The following is a 17,073-nucleotide window of genomic DNA, read 5'->3' as shown; positions in this document are numbered from 1 at the left end:
TTGCACATGTCCGCCAACACATCCGGCTTTTTCACCCAAAGCCTTGCCGACCGCGACCCAGAACTTTTCGGCGCGGTCACTTCCGAGCTGGGTCGTCAGCGCGACGAAATCGAGCTGATTGCTTCTGAAAACATCGTGTCTGCGGCTGTGCTGGAAGCGCAGGGCACCGTGCTGACCAACAAATACGCCGAAGGATATCCTGGCCGTCGTTATTATGGTGGTTGCCAATATGTGGACGTGGCGGAAAACCTGGCCATCGACCGGGCGAAAAAGCTGTTCAACTGTGAATATGTCAACGTGCAACCGAATTCGGGCAGCCAGGCGAACCAGGGTGTTTTCCAGGCATTGCTGACACCCGGTGCCACCATCCTGGGCATGAGCCTGGATGCAGGTGGTCACCTGACGCACGGCGCGGCCCCCAACCAATCAGGCAAATGGTTCAACGCCGTGCAATACGGTGTGAAACGCGACACGCTGAACATCGACTATGACCAGATGGAAGAACTGGCTCTGGAGCACAAACCGGCGATGATCATCGCGGGCGGTTCGGCCATTCCGCGCCACATCGACTTTGCCCGCATCCGCGAGATTGCCGACAAGGTCGGTGCCTATGTGCTGGCGGATGTCGCCCACTTTGCCGGTCTGATTGCGGCGGGCGAATACCCTTCGCCCTTCCCGCACGTGCATGTGGCCACCACCACCACGCACAAAACCCTGCGCGGCCCGCGCGGCGGCATGATCATGACCAACGACGAAGCTCTGGCCAAGAAAATCAACAGCGCGATCTTCCCCGGCATCCAAGGCGGCCCGCTGATGCATGTGATCGCGGCCAAGGCCGTCGCCTTTGGCGAGGCACTGGACCCGTCGTTCAAGACTTACCAGCAGCAGGTCATCAAGAACGCCCAAGCCTTGGCCGACCAGTTGATGAAAGGCGGGCTTGATACCGTCACCGGCGGCACCGACACCCACGTGATGCTGGTTGACCTGCGCCCCAAAGGCGTCAAGGGCAACGCCACCGAAAAGGCACTGGGCCGGGCGCACATCACCTGCAACAAGAACGGCGTGCCCTTTGACCACGAAAAGCCGACAATCACCAGCGGCATCCGTCTGGGCAGCCCCGCAGGCACAACGCGCGGCTTCGGCGAGGCCGAGTTCCGCCAGATCGGTGACTGGATCATTCAGGTTGTGGACGGGCTGGCTGCAAATGGCGAAGAAGGCAATGCCGAGGTCGAGGCTGCTGTTCGCGCCGAGGTTGCGGAACTTTGCGCTCGTTTTCCGTTGTACCCGAACCTGTAAATCAACCTTGTAGATTGATCGGCACCCGCAGTATTCATGCTGCGGGTGTTGATCATTGTAATATCAACAGTTTCTCTTTGAAGTTCCCCCGAGTTTGGTCCATTGTCTGCCCAGGCCTTAGACTGAACGGAGGCTGTAGTATGGTAAAAAAACGCACCAAGTTCGATATCGGCCCCTCGACCAACGGGCTTGCCTTGCCGGACGAGAAGACGCTGCCCTACCCTCTTCGGGTACAGGCGATTTATGTGCAGATCGGCGACTATGTGCGGCCTGCTGGCCATCCGATCTATACGTTGATGGACAGCGCCGGCGCACAACACACCTATAGCTTTGACCTGCCCGGACAGGTGACCCGGATCCTGGTGCGCCCCGGACAGATATTCACCCGCCGCCAACGGATCTTCGAATTTTGCTGTGACGGTCTGGCATTGGATTTTGCTGCGGAAGTGCCGCCGTCAAAAGTCAAACCCCTGATGGCCCCACCGATTCAGCCACGCGTCATGACAGCGCAGCGACCACGCCCCCAGCCGGATGCTGCTCTGGCAAAGGTTGCCGCCCCCAGCCCGCAACGGCGTAAACAGGCGCTGGCGGCAAGTGCCGCCATTGTACTGATCGGGGCGGTGGCATTGCTGTCCCTGGGCGGGACTTCGGACACGGGCGAAAAGGTCGCGGAACAGCCGGTCGACAAAACCTCCAACGCGACAATCGTTGTCTCGGACTAAGCTGCGCGGGCAACACGCGTTCAGGTCACAGGTGGCCGGACCAGACCAGCCAAACCACGAACAACGCCGCAACCACGATCAGGTTGAACACGATCACCCCCGCCAAACCCAGCAACCGCCCGCGTCGCAGGTCGGCGCGATCAATGGTTTTCAGGTGCGCCAATATATCGGTTTCGGCACGCGCGACCGCCGCCATGTCAATGGTGCGGCGCAGCTTGGGGTGGCCGTCGATGGCCTGTGCGCGCACCACAACATCAGCCTGTTTACGCACCTGCTTCGGGAGACGCCGACCCGCTTTGCGCAAAGCTGCGGAGAAAGTGCGCCCCTTGACGCCCAATGCTTTATCCAATGCGTCGCGCAAACGTTCGGTGCGGGCGTCGAGAGTCAATTGCGTGGTCATGGCGACAGGCCTAGCGCACCTTGCGGAAACGCGCTAGCCCTAGCACCATGCTGAATTACATCGACCATGCGTCCGACGCCTCCGGCACCCCACTGCTGATCGCCCATGGCCTGTTCGGCTCGGGCCGCAACTGGGGTGTCATCGCCAAACGCCTGTCCGACCAGCGGCGCGTGATCGCCGTGGACATGCGCAACCACGGACAAAGTCCGCGTGCAAAAACCAACAGTTACACCGATATGGCGGGTGATCTGGCCGAGGTGATCAATCATATCGGCGCGCCGATGGATGTACTGGGCCATTCGATGGGCGGCAAAACCGCGATGACACTGGCGCTGACAGAGCCCGATCTGGTGCGCCGGCTGGTTGTTGCCGATATTGCCCCGGTTTCTTACAAACACTCTCAAGCAGAGTTCATCGCAGCCATGCGCGGCGTGGACCTGAACACGGTCGCCCGCCGGTCGGATGCCGCGGCACAGCTGGCCGCGCTGGGGGTCGAACCTGCCTTGCAGTCATTCTTTACACAATCGCTGGATGTGGCCGAAAAACGCTGGCTTCTCAATCTGGATGCTCTTGAAGCGAACATGGCCGACATCCTGTCCTTTCCCGATGTTCAGGTCACGTTCGAAGGCCCCACGCTGTTCCTGACGGGGGGAAATTCAGAATATGTCACCGCTGAATATCGCCCGCGCATGAAAGAGCTGTTCCCGCAGTCGCATTTTGCCAAGATTCCCGACACCGGCCATTGGTTACACGCCGAAAAGCCCCGCGATTTCGAGGCGGCTGTGCGAACCTTTCTGACGATGAAATTCGGGACGGACTGACACCGTTCAGGCGGTCTGTTCTTCGCTGTGCAGCAGATCGAGCGATGGACTGCCGGTCCCGATCACGCCTTCGAATGTGCGCTCCTGCATCGCCGGACCGGGATAGGCAAAGGTATCGATTCCCGCTTCAATCGCTGATGCGGCCCCCTCGGGCGTGTCCTCGATTGCCAGAGCGTCACCTGCCTCCATGTGGAGCGCGCGCAAGGCATCGCGGTAAATCGCCGGTTCCGGTTTGGGCCGCGCGGCCTTTGAACCATCGCCGATATAATCGAATACCGACGGGTCCAGATCACGGCCCAGCGCCCGCAGGATCAGGGCGACCTGGCGTTTGTCCTCGGTGCTGACAAGGGCAATACGGATCTCGCACCGGCGGGCTTCTGCGATCAGGTCCGAAATGCCGCGCCGTAGGCGCACGCCATCCTCCAGGGCCTTGCCAAAGGCGTCTATCTTGGAATCGTATATGGCAGAGACGTCGACCTCCTGCTCTTGGCTATCGGCATAATGCTGGATGCGGCCACGACCGCCGATCACGCGGGACAGATCGGCATAGGCCTCGGGGCTCCAGGTCCAGTCCAGATCATGGGTGGCAAAGGCCGCATTGAACGCGCAGCGTTGCAGTTCAAACGTGTCGGCCAGAACCCCGATGGACCCCAAAAGCAGTGCAGAATAGCGCAAGACAGATTCCCCCAAGGTTTCGTTGACAACGCAACCGTGCCCCGGTTGTTCCGGCTCTTGGCCCCGGAAGGTCAAGATTTTTGCGAATCCGCCTGTTTGAGTGGCTTCTGAGGGGGCAACGGGCCTTGCGCCCGACGCCTTGTTGCCTATAACGCAGGACAATTTGGGCGCAGGGGGTGCCCGGAAATGTAAGGGGTCGCGCCATGCCAAAAAGAACCGATATCAAGTCCATCATGATCATCGGAGCTGGCCCCATCGTAATCGGGCAGGCTTGCGAATTTGACTACTCGGGCGCACAGGCCTGCAAGGCCCTGCGCGAAGAAGGCTACCGGATTATTCTGGTCAACTCGAACCCTGCGACGATCATGACCGATCCGGGCATGGCCGACGCCACCTATATCGAGCCGATCACCCCCGAGATGGTCGCCAAGATCATCGAGAAAGAACGCCCCGACGCATTGCTGCCCACCATGGGCGGGCAAACCGGCCTGAACGTGTCGCTTGCGCTGGAAGAAATGGGCGTGCTGGAGAAATACAACGTCGAGATGATCGGCGCCAAGCGCGAAGCCATCGAGATGGCCGAAGACCGCAAGCTGTTCCGCGAAGCGATGGACCGGCTGGGCATCGAAAACCCCAAGGCAACCATCGTCACCGCTCCGAAGGGACCGGATGGCAAGAAAGACCTTGCCGCTGGCGTCGCACTGGCCTTTGAAACACTGGATTATGTCGGCCTGCCCGCGATCATCCGCCCCGCCTTTACCATGGGCGGCACTGGCGGTGGCGTGGCCTATAACCGCGAAGATTATGAGCACTACTGCCGCACCGGCATGGATGCATCGCCCGTGGGCCAGATCCTGGTCGATGAAAGCCTGCTGGGTTGGAAAGAATACGAGATGGAAGTGGTCCGCGACACCGCCGACAACGCCATCATCGTCTGCTCCATCGAAAACATCGACCCGATGGGCGTGCACACCGGCGACAGCATCACCGTGGCCCCGGCCCTGACGCTGACTGACAAAGAATACCAGATCATGCGCAACCACTCGATCGCGGTGCTGCGCGAAATCGGCGTGGAAACCGGCGGATCGAACGTGCAATGGGCGGTGAACCCCGCCGATGGCCGCATGGTCGTGATCGAAATGAACCCGCGCGTGTCGCGGTCCTCGGCGCTGGCGTCCAAGGCGACAGGCTTCCCCATTGCCAAGATCGCGGCGAAACTGGCCGTGGGCTATACGCTGGACGAGCTGGACAACGACATCACCAAGGTCACACCGGCCAGCTTTGAGCCGACGATTGACTATGTCGTCACCAAGATCCCGCGCTTTGCGTTTGAGAAATTCCCCGGCTCCGAGCCGAACCTGACCACCGCGATGAAATCCGTGGGCGAGGCGATGGCCATTGGCCGCACCATCCACGAATCGATGCAAAAGGCGCTGGCCTCTCTGGAAACCGGTCTGACCGGCTTTGACGAAATCGCCATTCCGGGCGCACCCGACCGCGCCGCCATCACCAAGGCGCTGGCCCAGCAGACCCCCGACCGCATCCGTGTGATTGCACAGGCGATGCGCCACGGCATCAGCGACGACGACATTCACGGCATCACCATGTTTGACCCGTGGTTCCTGGCCCGTATTCGCGAGATCATCGACGCCGAGGAAGAGGTCCGCGCCAACGGGCTGCCCGAAGATGAAAAAGGTCTGCGCCATCTCAAGATGATGGGCTTTACCGATGCGCGTCTGGGCACGTTGACCGGCCTGACCGAAGATCAGGTGCGCACCGCGCGCCGTGCTGCGGGCGTTGTCGCCGTGTTCAAACGCATCGACACCTGCGCCGCCGAGTTCGAGGCGCAGACGCCCTATATGTACTCGACCTATGAATCGCCCGTCTTTGGCGAGGTCGAATGCGAAGCGCGGCCGTCCGACCGCAAAAAGGTCGTGATCCTGGGCGGCGGTCCCAACCGCATCGGTCAGGGCATCGAGTTTGACTATTGCTGCTGTCACGCCTGCTATGCGCTGACGGCGACGGGCTATGAAACCATCATGGTCAACTGCAACCCCGAAACCGTGTCGACCGACTATGACACGTCGGACCGGCTGTATTTCGAGCCGCTGACGTTCGAGCACGTCATGGAAATTCTGCGGGTCGAACAGGACAACGGCACATTGCACGGTGTGATCGTGCAATTCGGCGGTCAAACCCCGCTGAAGATCGCCGCCGCCTTGCACGCCGAAGGCATCCCGATCCTGGGCACCACGCCCGACGCCATCGACCTGGCCGAAGACCGCGAGCGGTTCCAGCAGCTGGTGCAGGGCCTTGGCCTGAAACAGCCGCACAACGGCATCGCCCATTCCGACGCCGAAGCGATGGAAATCGCCAAGGACATCGGCTTTCCGTTGGTGATCCGCCCGTCTTACGTGCTGGGTGGTCGCGCCATGGAGATCGTCCGCGATCAATCGCAGCTTGAGCGTTATATCAAGGAGGCCGTCGTGGTATCGGGCGACAGCCCCGTCCTGCTGGACAGCTACCTGTCCGGCGCGGTCGAGCTGGACGTAGATGCCATCTGTGACGGCACCAACGTGCATGTCGCAGGCATCATGCAGCACATCGAAGAGGCGGGCGTACACTCTGGCGACAGTGCCTGTTCGTTGCCCCCCTATTCGCTGCCCGATGAGATCATCGAGCGGGTCAAGGAACAGACACATGCGCTGGCGCTTGCCCTGCATGTGGTCGGCCTGATGAACATCCAGTTCGCGGTCAAGGACGGCGAAATTTACCTGATCGAGGTCAACCCCCGCGCCTCGCGCACCGTGCCCTTCGTGGCCAAGGCGACCGACAGCGCGATTGCCTCCATCGCCGCACGCGTGATGGCGGGCGAACCGCTGACAAACTTCCCGATGCGCGCGCCATATGACGCATCGGCCAAATACTCGGACGTACTGCCGCTGGGCGATCCGATGACATTGGCCGACCCCAACATGCCCTGGTATTCGGTCAAAGAGGCCGTTCTGCCCTTTGCCCGCTTCCCCGGTGTCGATACGATCCTGGGGCCGGAAATGCGTTCCACCGGCGAAGTCATGGGCTGGGACCGCGATTTCCCGCGCGCCTTCCTCAAGGCGCAGATGGGTGCCGGCAACCCCTTGCCCCGCGAAGGCTGTGTGTTCGTGTCGATCAAGGACGATGACAAGACCGCTGACATGCTGGAAGCCGCCAAAATCCTTCTGGGTCTCGGCTTTACCCTTGTGGGCACAAACGGCACCGCCAAATGGCTGAACGAAAACGGCCACACCTGCGGCACCGTGAACAAGGTCTACGAAGGCCGCCCCGATGTCACCGACCTGATGAAAAACGGTGGCGTGCAGATGGTCATGAACTCGACCGAGGGCACGCAGGCGGTCGAAGACAGCAAGTCGATCCGCTCGATCGCGCTCTATGACAAGATCCCCTATTTCACCACCGCAGCCGCGTCCTATGCCGCCGCTCTGGCGATCAAGGCACAGGCCGCCGACGATGTGGGTGTGAAGCCGCTGCAAGGGTAGACAGCGCGCAAATGGGTCGTGCAGGTTGGGGGCCAATGCGTCCAACCTTGACAGGCCTCCTATGCGTCCTATCGTGCTTGTCCTGCTGATGACCGGCCTTGCCACATGTGACCTGCCACTGGTGCCACTGATCTAGCGGCGCAAGCGCCCCCCTACGTCCCCTTCAAATAGGCTCATGACGGTCCTTGCAAGTGTGGACCCGTATCCACATGTTGCTATCCGTGCGGCCGGACCACGGCGCGCACGCTGCACCTGACCTCCGAGGTTACCCCCTTGCGCCTGCCCCCTGCACCCGCCGCAACTGTACAGTTCGGAGGCGCCATCCAATGATGGATACGGTTCTGGATTTCTCGAAAATCCTCATCGCCGACCTGATCCTGTCAGGCGACAACGCGTTGGTGATCGGCATGGCGGCGGCAGGGCTGTCGCCCGGGTTGCGCAAGCGTGCAATCCTCTATGGGATGATCATCGCCGCCCTGCTGCGCATTCTGTTTGCCGTGATGGCAACCGAGCTTTTGGACGTTCCGGGTTTGCTGTTCGTCGGATCGTTGCTGCTGTTCTGGGTCTGCTGGCGGTTGTACCGGGAAATCCGCGAACAGGCTGACGCCCGCGCCCAAGAGGCGATGGCCACAGCCCAAGACCCGACCGCAGGCTACACCGGCCCAGCCCGCCGCACGCTGCTGTCTGCACTGGTCTCGATCACGCTGGCAGATGTGTCGATGTCGCTGGACAACGTGCTGGCCGTGGCGGCCATCGCACAAGGCGATGCGACAATGCTGATCTTTGGCCTTGGGCTGGCAATCCTGCTGATGGCCTGTGCCGCGACGCTGATCATGAAACTGCTGACACGCTATCCGGTCATTTCATGGCTGGGACTGGCCGTGCTGCTTTATGTTGCTGCCGAAATGCTGATGCGCGGCTTTTTCGATACGGACCTTGGCGTGGGGCCGATGCTGGGACTGGTTGATGGCTGGGCGGTGGGCGGACACTGAACGTCGACCCTTTATTGCGTTTTTGAAAACGGCACAGTGATCTTTGCAAAGCCTTGGCTGAGGGGGTGACGGCGCGCCTCTCGCTGCTCTAGCGTTCGCGCAACGCCATGATGGAGCGACACACGTGCCCCGCGAATACCTGAAGAAAGCGACCAAAACTGCCCAGACAGGCGAAGCAGAGGTTTCCCGAACCGTCGCAACCATGCTGGCCGACATCGAGGAAAACGGCGAATCCGCCGCACGCCGCTATGCCGCCCAACTGGACGGCTACGAAGGCCCCGTGGTCCTAAGCGCCGACGCCATTGCCGAGGCCTGCGCCCGCGTCCCGCAAGGCCTGCGCGACGACATTGCCTTTGCCCACGACAACGTGCGCCGGTTCGCCGAGGCGCAAAAGCAATCGGTCCGCGACGTGCAGACCGAAGTTGTACCCGGCCTGATCGCGGGTCAAAGGACCATCCCCTGCAACGCCGCAGGCTGCTATATTCCGGGCGGGCGCTATTCGCATGTGGCATCGGCCATCATGACGGTCACCACGGCCAAGGTTGCCGGTGTCAGCCACATCGCCGCCTGCTCGCCACCGCGCCCCGGCACGGGCCTGCCGCCCGCAATCATCTTTGCCGCCCACCTGTGCGGCGCCGACAGCATTCTGGCGATGGGCGGCGTGCAGGGCATCGCCGCGATGACCTTTGGCCTGTTCGGCCTGCCCCGCGCCGATATCCTTGCTGGACCCGGCAATCAGTACGTCGCCGAAGCCAAGCGCGTCCTTTTTGGCCGCGTTGGCATCGATATGGTCGCGGGGCCAACGGACAGCCTGATCCTTGCGGATGCCTCCGCCGATCCGCACATCGTCGCGACGGATTTGGTCAGCCAGGCCGAACATGGCTACAATTCTCCGGTCTGGCTGGTGACCGATGACCGCGCGCTGGCGCAGGAGGTGGCCCGCCGCGTCCCCGACCTGATCGCCGCCCTGCCCGACCTGAACCGCGCCAGCGCCGAGGCCGCATGGCGCGACTATGCCGAGATCATCCTGTGCGAAGACCGCGAGGATATGGCCGCCTGTTCCGACACTTACGCGCCCGAACACCTGACAGTACAGGCCGCTGACCTGGACTGGTGGCTGGAGCGTCTGACCTGCTACGGCTCGCTGTTTCTGGGCGAGGAAACAACCGTCTCTTATGGCGACAAGGCCACGGGCACCAACCACGTGTTGCCGACCTCGGGCGCGGCCAAGTACACTGGCGGCCTGAGTGTCCACAAATATATGAAAGTCGTCACATGGCAGCGTGCCACCCGTGCCGGATCAAAGTCCGTGGCCCTTGCCACCGCCCGCATCAGCCGCACCGAAGGCATGGAAGGCCACGCCCGCAGCGCCGACGTGCGCCTTGCCAAGTATTTCCCCGGCGAGGTCTTTGACCTTGCAGCACAGACCTGACCGAACAGAAAGCATCCCATGAGCATATCCGAACAGATCGTCAGAGATCTGGTGGCCAACAACATTGCCTTTGTCACCACCGTGCCGTGCAAACAGCTGGGCGGCGTGATCGACGCGGTCGAGGCGCACCCCGACATCATGCACGTACCTGCCAACAAGGAAGACGAAGGCATGGGCCTGTGCGCAGGCGCATGGATGGGTGGCAAGCGGCCGATGATCATCATGCAGAACACCGCCATCGGCGTCACGATCAACACTTTGGTCACGCTGACACAGTTCTACCGGATGCCCCTGCCGATGCTGATCTCCTATCGCGGCGAGCTGAAGGAACCTGTTGCCTGTCAGGCCGAAATGGCCGTCCACACCAAGGCGCTGCTGGCCCAGCTGAACATCCCGACCTACCATTTCCACAAACAGGCGGACGCGGATGAATTGGACGCGATCCTGAAATACACCTTCATGTGCAACAAACCGGTCGCCATCCTGACCGACGCGACCTTCTGGGGAGGCTACTGATGAACCGTTCCGACATCCTGCGCGACATCGCCCCCGTGATCCGCGACCATCTGGTGGTGTGCAACATCGGCCTGCCCAGCCAGGAGCTGCACATGATCGACGACCAACCGACGAACTTCTACATGCTGGGCACCATGGGGCTGGCCTCGTCCATCGGGTTGGGGCTGGCCTTGTCGCAACCCAAACAGGTCATTGCCATCGACGGCGACGGCTCTGTGCTGACCAACCTGGGCACCCTGCCCACCATCGCCAACAACGTGGCCGACAACTACATCCTGCTGATCATCGACAACGGCAGCTACGGCTCGACCGGCGACCAGCCGACCTATGCCGGCAAGAAAACCGCGCTGGCCGCCGTGGCTCGTGCTTGCGGCTGCGACACCGTGGTGGAAGTGGCCGCCAAAGACACCGCACAGGCGCTGGCCGACGCGCTGGCTGTCCGGCGCATGACCGTGATCGTCGCCAAATGCGACAGCGGCAACATCAAGGTGCCTGTCATCACCAAGGACCCGGTGGTAATCCGCGACCGTTTCATGACCGCTGTCCGGTCCTGAAAATCACGGCAATGCCCCGCTGCCCCGTCTTGACCTTCTGGCGCTAACACGGCTTGATAAAGAACGCTGAAAAAAGGGGCAAAGCATGTACACACCGGCGATCACAGGCACAGGTGTCTTCACACCCTCCGAAACGGTCACCAATGCCGAATTGGTCACCGCCTTCAATGCCTATGCCGACCTCTACAATGCCGAACATGCCGACGAGATCGCCGCAGGCATGGTCGAGGCCAAGGAGCACTCCTCGGAAGAGTTCATCGTCAAGGCCTCGGGCATCGAACAACGTTACGTGATGGTCAAGGAGGGCATCCTGGACCCGACCGTGATGTATCCCAAAATGCGCCAGCGCAGCGATGACGAACCGTCGATCATGGCCGAAATGGCACTCAAGGCTGCGAACATCGCGCTGGAAAATGCGGGCAAAACCGCCGCCGACGTGGGTGCCGTTATCTGCGCCGCCTCGAATCTTGAGCGCGCCTACCCCGCCGTCGCCATCGAAATTCAGGACTTGTTGGGCATTCAGGGCTTTGCCTTCGACATGAACGTCGCCTGCTCTTCCGCCACTTTCGGCATTCAGGCTGCCGCCGACATGATCCGTTCCGGCTCGATCCGCTCGGCGCTGGTGATCAACCCCGAGATCTGCTCGGCCCATATCGAATGGCGCGACCGCGACTGCCACTTTATCTTTGGCGACGTGGCCACCGCCACCCTGCTGGAACGCGAAGAAGACGCCACAGGCCCCTATTTCGCCGTCAAATCCACCCGCTGCGCCACCAGCTTTTCCAACAACATCCGCAACAACAACGGCTTCCTGCGCCGCTCGCGCCCCGACGGCATGAAAGACCGCCGCGACATGCAGTTCATGCAAAACGGTCGCAAGGTGTTCAAAGAGGTTGTCCCGATGGTGTCACAACACATCATGGATCACATGGCTGATGAACATCTGGATGCGGATGACATCAAACGCCTGTGGCTGCACCAAGCCAACAAAAGCATGAACGATTTCATCGGCAAAAAGGTTCTGGGGCGCACGCCCGAACCGCACGAGCAACCCAACATCCTGCAAGACTATGCCAACACGTCTTCGGCCGGGTCCATCATCACCTTCGCCAAACATTCCGCCGATCTCAAAGATGGCGATCACGGCCTGATCTGTTCTTTCGGGGCGGGCTACTCGGTGGGCAGCGTGCTGGTTGAAAAGCACGGGTAAGCTGCTTCTTTTGGCCCGAAATATCCCCGGGAGAGCAGTGGGCAGCGCCCCGGGAAAACGGGTCGGCGGGCGGGCGCTTTTCGCCTTTGGCGAAACAGTCCGTCGCCGACCGCTACTTCTTTGACACCCGCGCGTGCACGGCCTCGACCGTTTCCACCCGCTCCGAATACCGGTCCACCAGGTAATCGGCCCGACCGCGCACCAGCCAGGTGAATTTCACCAACTCTTCCATCACATCTACAATACGCCGGTAGAACGGCCCCTCTGGCAGACGACCGTCCTGAAACTCCAGCCATGCCTTTGGGATCGACGACTGGTTGGGAATGGTCACCATCCGCATCCAGCGCCCCAGGATACGCATCTGGTTGACCGCGTTGAACGACTGTGACCCGCCCGACACCTGCATCACCGCCAGCGTCTTGCCCTGGGTCGGGCGAATGCCGCCCTGCATCGACAGCGGCAGCCAGTCGATCTGTGTTTTCATCAGTCCCGTCATCGCCCCGTGCCGCTCGGGCGAGGACCAGACCATGCCTTCGGCCCAGACCGCCAGTTCCCGCAGCTCGGCCACCTTGGGGTGATCCTCTGACGCGTCATCGACCACAGGCAGGCCGGTGGGGTCGAACATCCGCGTCTCGCAGCCCAGATGCCGCAGGATGCGCGCGCTTTCCTCCGCCGCGCGGCGGGAATAGCTGACATCGCGCAAAGAACCATACAGCAGCAGAATGCGCGGCGGGTGGCGCGGATCATCCGCCGCCGCCAGTGCGTCCACGTCAATGTCTGGCAATTCGTCCGTGAAAAGCGCGCCGGTGTCTTCAGGCACTTTCTTCTTCCAGATGCAGTTTCATATCGATCAGGACACGCTGCAACAGCGACGTCTCGCGCAGCAGGCGTTTGGCTTCGTTGACGGTGATGATCCCGTCTTCGATCGATTGCTGGTATTCCGTCATCAGCATGGCAAATCGTTGGCTCAGTGCAATCACATCCGCATTTACGCCCCCCGTCGAAGGCGCGTTGTTGCGGCGATCGTCAAACGCGATGCTGCCCCCCTGCAGTTCCGCAAGCGCCGTGGTGACATAGGGAAAGGAAGCTTCCTTTTCCAACAACACCACCGCATCAATCGGCATAAAGCGGTCGGCGTGTTCAGCATTGTCCGAATAATACCGCCCCAAAGTCGCCTTGGATTTGCCTGTCAAAGCGCAGGCAGGCTCGATGCCCACATCCTTGACCAGCGCTTCGGTGTGCTTTTTCAAATAGCTGCCAATACCTGCCATACGTCCCCACTCGGCTCTCACAAGGTTTCCACACGCGTCAGGTGGGAAAGCTTTCAGTCTTTTCCCATTAAATCAACAGCGTGGAAATGTCATGGCTTTATCGTCCCTCGCGTTTCGGGATTTTTTTCGAGTGTCCCGTCCGCCCAGCGACAGGAATGTGTCAGGCTCGTTGTGCTTTCGCCGCATGGGAATGGCGGGTCGGCGTGTCCGGCAGTCGGCGTAACGGGCCCTTTCACGGCGCGGGACAGGCCCCGATGCCGCTCCCCCGACAAAGCCCGCATATTCCGGCGAACGACGCCCCAGGCAGGCTTGTCTGCACGCAGACCTTGGCGTACCTCTTGCCCTCATGGCAAAGCTCTATTTTCACTATTCGACCATGAACGCTGGCAAGTCGACCGTGCTGTTGCAAGCCGCCCACAACTATCGCGAACGTGGCATGCAGTGCTATCTGATGACGGCGCAATTCGACAACCGCGCAGGTCAGGGCCGTATCGCCAGCCGCATCGGGATCGGTCAGGACGCCGACACCTTTGCACCCGACGAGGATCTTTTTGCCAAGATCAAAACCCATCTGGCGACCGCGCAGATTGCCTGTATCTTCATCGACGAAGCACAGTTCCTCAGCGAGGCGCAGGTCTGGCAACTGGCCCGCGCGGTCGATGATCTGAAGGTTCCGATCATGTGCTACGGCCTGCGGGTCGACTTCAAGGGACAGCTGTTTCCCGGCTCGGCCACGCTTCTGGCGCTGGCCGACGAGATGCGCGAGGTGCGCACCATCTGCCATTGTGGCAAAAAGGCGTCGATGGTCGTTCGGCAGGATGCGCAGGGCAATGTCGTCAAGGACGGCGCGCAGGTGCAGATCGGCGGCAATGAAACCTATGTCAGCTTGTGCCGGCGCCATTGGCGCAAGGCAACGGGTGACACCGCATGAAATCTGCGCCAGTCTGACACCTTGGGATAGATGAAACGATGACGATCCGCGACCCGTTTACGATCTGGTGGGACAGGCTGGACATCTCCGGCACAGACGCCTGCCGCATCTCGCAACACGTTGCAGGCTGGACCTTGGAGGGCACGGCGATTTTCGCAGCCCCCGAGACCTCATGCCTGCACTACCGCCTGGACTGCGCCCCCGACTGGACCACGACGCAAGCGACAGTCACTGGCTGGACGGGACGCCTGGACAAACAGCTGCACATCGTGCGCAGGCCGCAAGGATGGACCTGCAACGGCGCGCCGGTTGCCGGGGCATCGGGGTTGCTGGATGTCGATCTGGGCTTTACCCCCGCCAGCAACACCAACGCGATCCGCCGTCTGGACTTGCGCATCCGGGACAGCGCCGAAACCACGGCACTGTGGTTGGATACTGAGGACTGGACCCTGAAGCCCCTGCATCAGGTTTACACCCGCACGGGGCAGAACAGCTACGATTATGCCTCGCCCTTGCACGGCTATCGCGCAACGCTGATCACTGACGATTTCGGAGTGGTTCAGACCTACCCCGATCTCTGGCAGGCCCGCTAGTTAAACCGCGTTGGGCGCGTCCTTCCCGTCGATCAGCACCGCCTTGAGATTGCGCAGCGCCATCAGCCCCATATCGGTGCGCACGTCCAGCGCCGCCGTGCCCAGATGAGGCAACAGAACCACATTGTCCAAGGCCACCAGCGCCGCAGGCACCTGCGGTTCGCGTGCGTAGACATCCAGACCCGCACCGCCGATGGTCCCGTTTTGCAACGCCGCGATCAGGGCATCCTCGTCCACGACGTCACCGCGTGAGATGTTGACCAGATGCGCATGAGGCTGCATCGCGCCCAGCACTGCCGCATCAATCAGGTTCCGCGTTTCGGCCCCACCCGGCACCGCCAGCACCAGCACATCCACTGCAGCCGCCAGCGCGTGCAGGTCGTCATAGGGCGTCGCGTCAAACTCCAGATCCTTGGGCGAGCGGGTAAAATAGGCGACCGTCATGCCAAAGCCGAAATGACAGCGCCGCGCAATCGCCTGTCCGATGCGGCCCATGCCGACAATGCCCACCTTCTTGCCCGTCAGGTGCATCCCCAGCATCTGCGTCGGGTGCCAGCCTTCCCACTGCCCGGAGCGTACCAAGCGTTCAGCTTCGCCTGCGCGCCGCGCGCTCATCAGCATCAGGGTCATGGCAGTGTCCGCAGTGGCGTCGGTCACCGCGCCCGGTGTGTTGCTGACGATCAGCCCCTTGGCCTGTGCCGCCGCCACGTCGATGTGGTTATAACCCACGCCAAAGTTGGCCAGCATCACCGCGCGCGGCGTGGTTTGTGCAAAAACCTCGGCGCTGAACTGGTCACCCAGGGTCGGCAGGATGGCGTCGTACCCCTCCAGCGCCTGAACCATTTCCGCCTGTGACATGGGCGCGTTGCTGTCGCGCATGGTCACGTCGAAATGCTTGCGCGCCTCGGCCTCGACGTCTGCGGGCATGGGGCGCGAGATGAAGAGGCTTTTCAATGCATCCGCCCCCCGTTCGGCACCGCCTGATCGGGGCGCAGCAAGACAATCTCGCCTGCGTCATCGGGCAAGCCCAACACCAGCACCTCGGACATGAACGGCCCGATCTGGCGCGGCGGAAAGTTCACGACTGCAACCACCTGTTTGCCCACCAGCATATCGGGCGTGTAATGCGCGGTGACCTGCGCGCTGGTCTTGCGCTCGCCAATGTCGCCGCCAAAGTCGACCCACATCTTGATCGCAGGCTTTCGCGCCTCGGGGAAAGGCTCGGCCCGCAGCACGGTGCCGACGCGAACGTCGACCTTGAGAAAGGTGTCAAAGTCCAGATTATCAGCCATCGGCCAGCTCCTTCGCACGGCGGGTTGCAGCGGCCACGGCACGGGGCAGCAAGGACGGAAAGCCGGTTTCCTCGTCCATCAGCACCTCAAGCGCCGCCTGCGTCGTGCCGTTGGGTGAGGTGACGTTGATGCGCAATTGGGTGGGGTCTTCATCCGCATCCTCGGCCAATGCGCCGGCACCGGCCACCGTCGCCTTGGCCAATTGCATCGCCAACTCAGGCGACAGCCCCTGGGCCACGCCACCGGCGGCCATGGTTTCGATCATGTGGAACACATAGGCCGGCCCCGATCCGCTGACCCCCGTTACCGCGTCGATCTGCGCTTCGTTTTCCAGCCGCACGACCTGACCCACGGCGCTGAGCAACTCCTCGGCCATGTCCAGCGCGCCGGCCCCTGCCGCGTTGGCGACGATGGCTGTGATCCCACGGCCCACGGCAGCGGGGGTGTTCGGCATCGCCCGCACCACGGGGGTGTTCGCGCCCAATGTCTTTTCAAAATAGGAAATCGGCGTGCCCGCTGCGACGCTTACGAACGTCGTCTCGCCGCCACCCATATGGGCCATGTTGGGCACCGCGTCGCCCATCATCTGCGGCTTGACCGCCACAAGTACAATCGCCGGATGCGCAGGCAGGTCGGCGTTGATATGCACGCCCGTACCCTTCAGCCAATCCGAGGGATTGGGATCTTTCACCCAGACCGACGTGGCGGGCAGACCGCGTTTCAGCCAGCCTGCCAGCATCGCCGACCCCATCTTGCCACAGCCCAGCAGCACAAGGCCGCGCTGTGCGATCACGTCATTTGTCATGGTTTGCCCTTCCCCTCATATGGTTCA

The 17,073-nt window shown here is 61.7% G+C and carries 18 protein-coding genes; 11 read left to right on the top strand and 7 right to left on the bottom strand.

Annotation, left to right across the window (positions count from 1 at the left end; translation table 11 throughout):
• Positions 1 to 6: 6 nt before the first annotated feature.
• Both glyA and BUC08_RS10425 read left to right on the top strand, forming a co-directional pair.
• Entirely contained in the window at positions 7 to 1,296 is a 1,290-nt protein-coding gene (glyA, locus tag BUC08_RS10430; protein ID WP_037924048.1) for a serine hydroxymethyltransferase, read from the top strand.
• A gap of 140 nt (positions 1,297 to 1,436) precedes the next feature.
• Positions 1,437 to 2,018: a hypothetical protein gene (locus BUC08_RS10425; RefSeq protein ID WP_037924051.1), complete on the top strand. Its 582-nt coding sequence runs from the start codon at positions 1,437 to 1,439 to the stop codon at positions 2,016 to 2,018.
• Between the two features lie 25 nt (positions 2,019 to 2,043).
• On the opposite strand, the gene BUC08_RS10420 is transcribed toward BUC08_RS10425, so the two are convergent.
• A complete protein-coding gene (locus BUC08_RS10420) occupies positions 2,044 to 2,418 on the bottom strand; it encodes a hypothetical protein (protein ID WP_037924055.1) in 375 nt (124 codons plus the stop codon).
• Between the two features lie 47 nt (positions 2,419 to 2,465).
• On the opposite strand from BUC08_RS10420, the gene BUC08_RS10415 reads away from it, so the two are divergent.
• Positions 2,466 to 3,239, top strand: a complete 774-nt coding sequence (locus BUC08_RS10415) for an alpha/beta fold hydrolase (protein ID WP_037924058.1) — start codon at positions 2,466 to 2,468, stop codon at positions 3,237 to 3,239.
• A gap of 6 nt (positions 3,240 to 3,245) precedes the next feature.
• Here the strand turns inward: BUC08_RS10415 and BUC08_RS10410 are convergent, their stop codons facing one another.
• Positions 3,246 to 3,914, bottom strand: a complete 669-nt coding sequence (locus BUC08_RS10410; protein ID WP_159436691.1) for an HAD-IA family hydrolase — start codon at positions 3,912 to 3,914, stop codon at positions 3,246 to 3,248.
• Between the two features lie 203 nt (positions 3,915 to 4,117).
• Between BUC08_RS10410 and carB the strand changes: the two genes are divergently transcribed.
• From carB to BUC08_RS10380, 6 genes are all read left to right on the top strand, one after another.
• Entirely contained in the window at positions 4,118 to 7,450 is a 3,333-nt protein-coding gene (gene carB / locus BUC08_RS10405) for a carbamoyl-phosphate synthase large subunit (protein ID WP_037924061.1), read from the top strand.
• Between the two features lie 326 nt (positions 7,451 to 7,776).
• Entirely contained in the window at positions 7,777 to 8,442 is a 666-nt protein-coding gene (locus BUC08_RS10400; RefSeq protein WP_037924063.1) for a YjbE family putative metal transport protein, read from the top strand.
• 124 nt (positions 8,443 to 8,566) lie between these two features.
• Complete coding sequence (hisD, locus tag BUC08_RS10395) at positions 8,567 to 9,874, top strand: histidinol dehydrogenase (RefSeq protein ID WP_037924065.1); 1,308 nt, start codon at positions 8,567 to 8,569, stop codon at positions 9,872 to 9,874.
• 18 nt (positions 9,875 to 9,892) lie between these two features.
• Positions 9,893 to 10,390, top strand: coding sequence for a sulfopyruvate decarboxylase subunit alpha (gene comD, locus BUC08_RS10390; RefSeq protein ID WP_037924068.1), 498 nt, complete (start codon positions 9,893 to 9,895; stop codon positions 10,388 to 10,390).
• Positions 10,390 to 10,944: a sulfopyruvate decarboxylase subunit beta gene (gene comE, locus BUC08_RS10385; RefSeq protein ID WP_037924072.1), complete on the top strand. Its 555-nt coding sequence runs from the start codon at positions 10,390 to 10,392 to the stop codon at positions 10,942 to 10,944. Before comD ends, comE begins: the two co-directional genes overlap by 1 nt.
• Positions 10,945 to 11,029: 85 nt before the next feature.
• Complete coding sequence (locus tag BUC08_RS10380; protein ID WP_037924073.1) at positions 11,030 to 12,154, top strand: beta-ketoacyl-ACP synthase III; 1,125 nt, start codon at positions 11,030 to 11,032, stop codon at positions 12,152 to 12,154.
• A gap of 112 nt (positions 12,155 to 12,266) precedes the next feature.
• Here BUC08_RS10380 and arsH read toward each other — a convergent pair whose 3' ends face one another.
• On the bottom strand, positions 12,267 to 12,974 hold the full coding sequence (gene arsH, locus BUC08_RS10375) for an arsenical resistance protein ArsH (protein WP_037924075.1): 708 nt from the start codon (positions 12,972 to 12,974) through the stop codon (positions 12,267 to 12,269).
• Positions 12,967 to 13,425: a hypothetical protein gene (locus tag BUC08_RS10370; protein WP_037924077.1), complete on the bottom strand. Its 459-nt coding sequence runs from the start codon at positions 13,423 to 13,425 to the stop codon at positions 12,967 to 12,969. The genes arsH and BUC08_RS10370 overlap by 8 nt, the downstream gene beginning before the upstream one ends.
• A gap of 346 nt (positions 13,426 to 13,771) precedes the next feature.
• On the opposite strand from BUC08_RS10370, the gene BUC08_RS10365 reads away from it, so the two are divergent.
• Positions 13,772 to 14,356: a thymidine kinase gene (locus BUC08_RS10365; protein WP_037924079.1), complete on the top strand. Its 585-nt coding sequence runs from the start codon at positions 13,772 to 13,774 to the stop codon at positions 14,354 to 14,356.
• 38 nt (positions 14,357 to 14,394) lie between these two features.
• A complete protein-coding gene (locus BUC08_RS10360; protein WP_037924081.1) occupies positions 14,395 to 14,949 on the top strand; it encodes a putative glycolipid-binding domain-containing protein in 555 nt (184 codons plus the stop codon).
• Here the strand turns inward: BUC08_RS10360 and BUC08_RS10355 are convergent, their stop codons facing one another.
• Genes BUC08_RS10355 through proC form a run of 3 tightly spaced genes read right to left on the bottom strand, consistent with a single transcriptional unit; the run spans position 14,950 to position 17,046 of the window.
• The gene (locus tag BUC08_RS10355) at positions 14,950 to 15,903 is read right to left on the bottom strand and encodes a 2-hydroxyacid dehydrogenase (protein WP_224769689.1); all 954 of its coding nucleotides are present in this window, start codon (positions 15,901 to 15,903) and stop codon (positions 14,950 to 14,952) included.
• A complete protein-coding gene (locus BUC08_RS10350; RefSeq protein WP_037924085.1) occupies positions 15,900 to 16,241 on the bottom strand; it encodes a tRNA-binding protein in 342 nt (113 codons plus the stop codon). The genes BUC08_RS10355 and BUC08_RS10350 overlap by 4 nt, the downstream gene beginning before the upstream one ends.
• Positions 16,234 to 17,046 (bottom strand): pyrroline-5-carboxylate reductase, encoded by an 813-nt coding sequence (gene proC, locus BUC08_RS10345; RefSeq protein ID WP_037924087.1) that lies wholly within the window; start codon positions 17,044 to 17,046, stop codon positions 16,234 to 16,236. The genes BUC08_RS10350 and proC overlap by 8 nt, the downstream gene beginning before the upstream one ends.
• Between the last annotated feature and the right edge of the window lie 27 nt (positions 17,047 to 17,073).

The organism is Pseudosulfitobacter pseudonitzschiae (assembly GCF_900129395.1).
Classification (GTDB): domain Bacteria; phylum Pseudomonadota; class Alphaproteobacteria; order Rhodobacterales; family Rhodobacteraceae; genus Pseudosulfitobacter; species Pseudosulfitobacter pseudonitzschiae.
The sequence above is the reverse complement of the archived record's forward strand: the minus strand, read 5'-3'. Positions and strand labels throughout refer to the sequence as shown.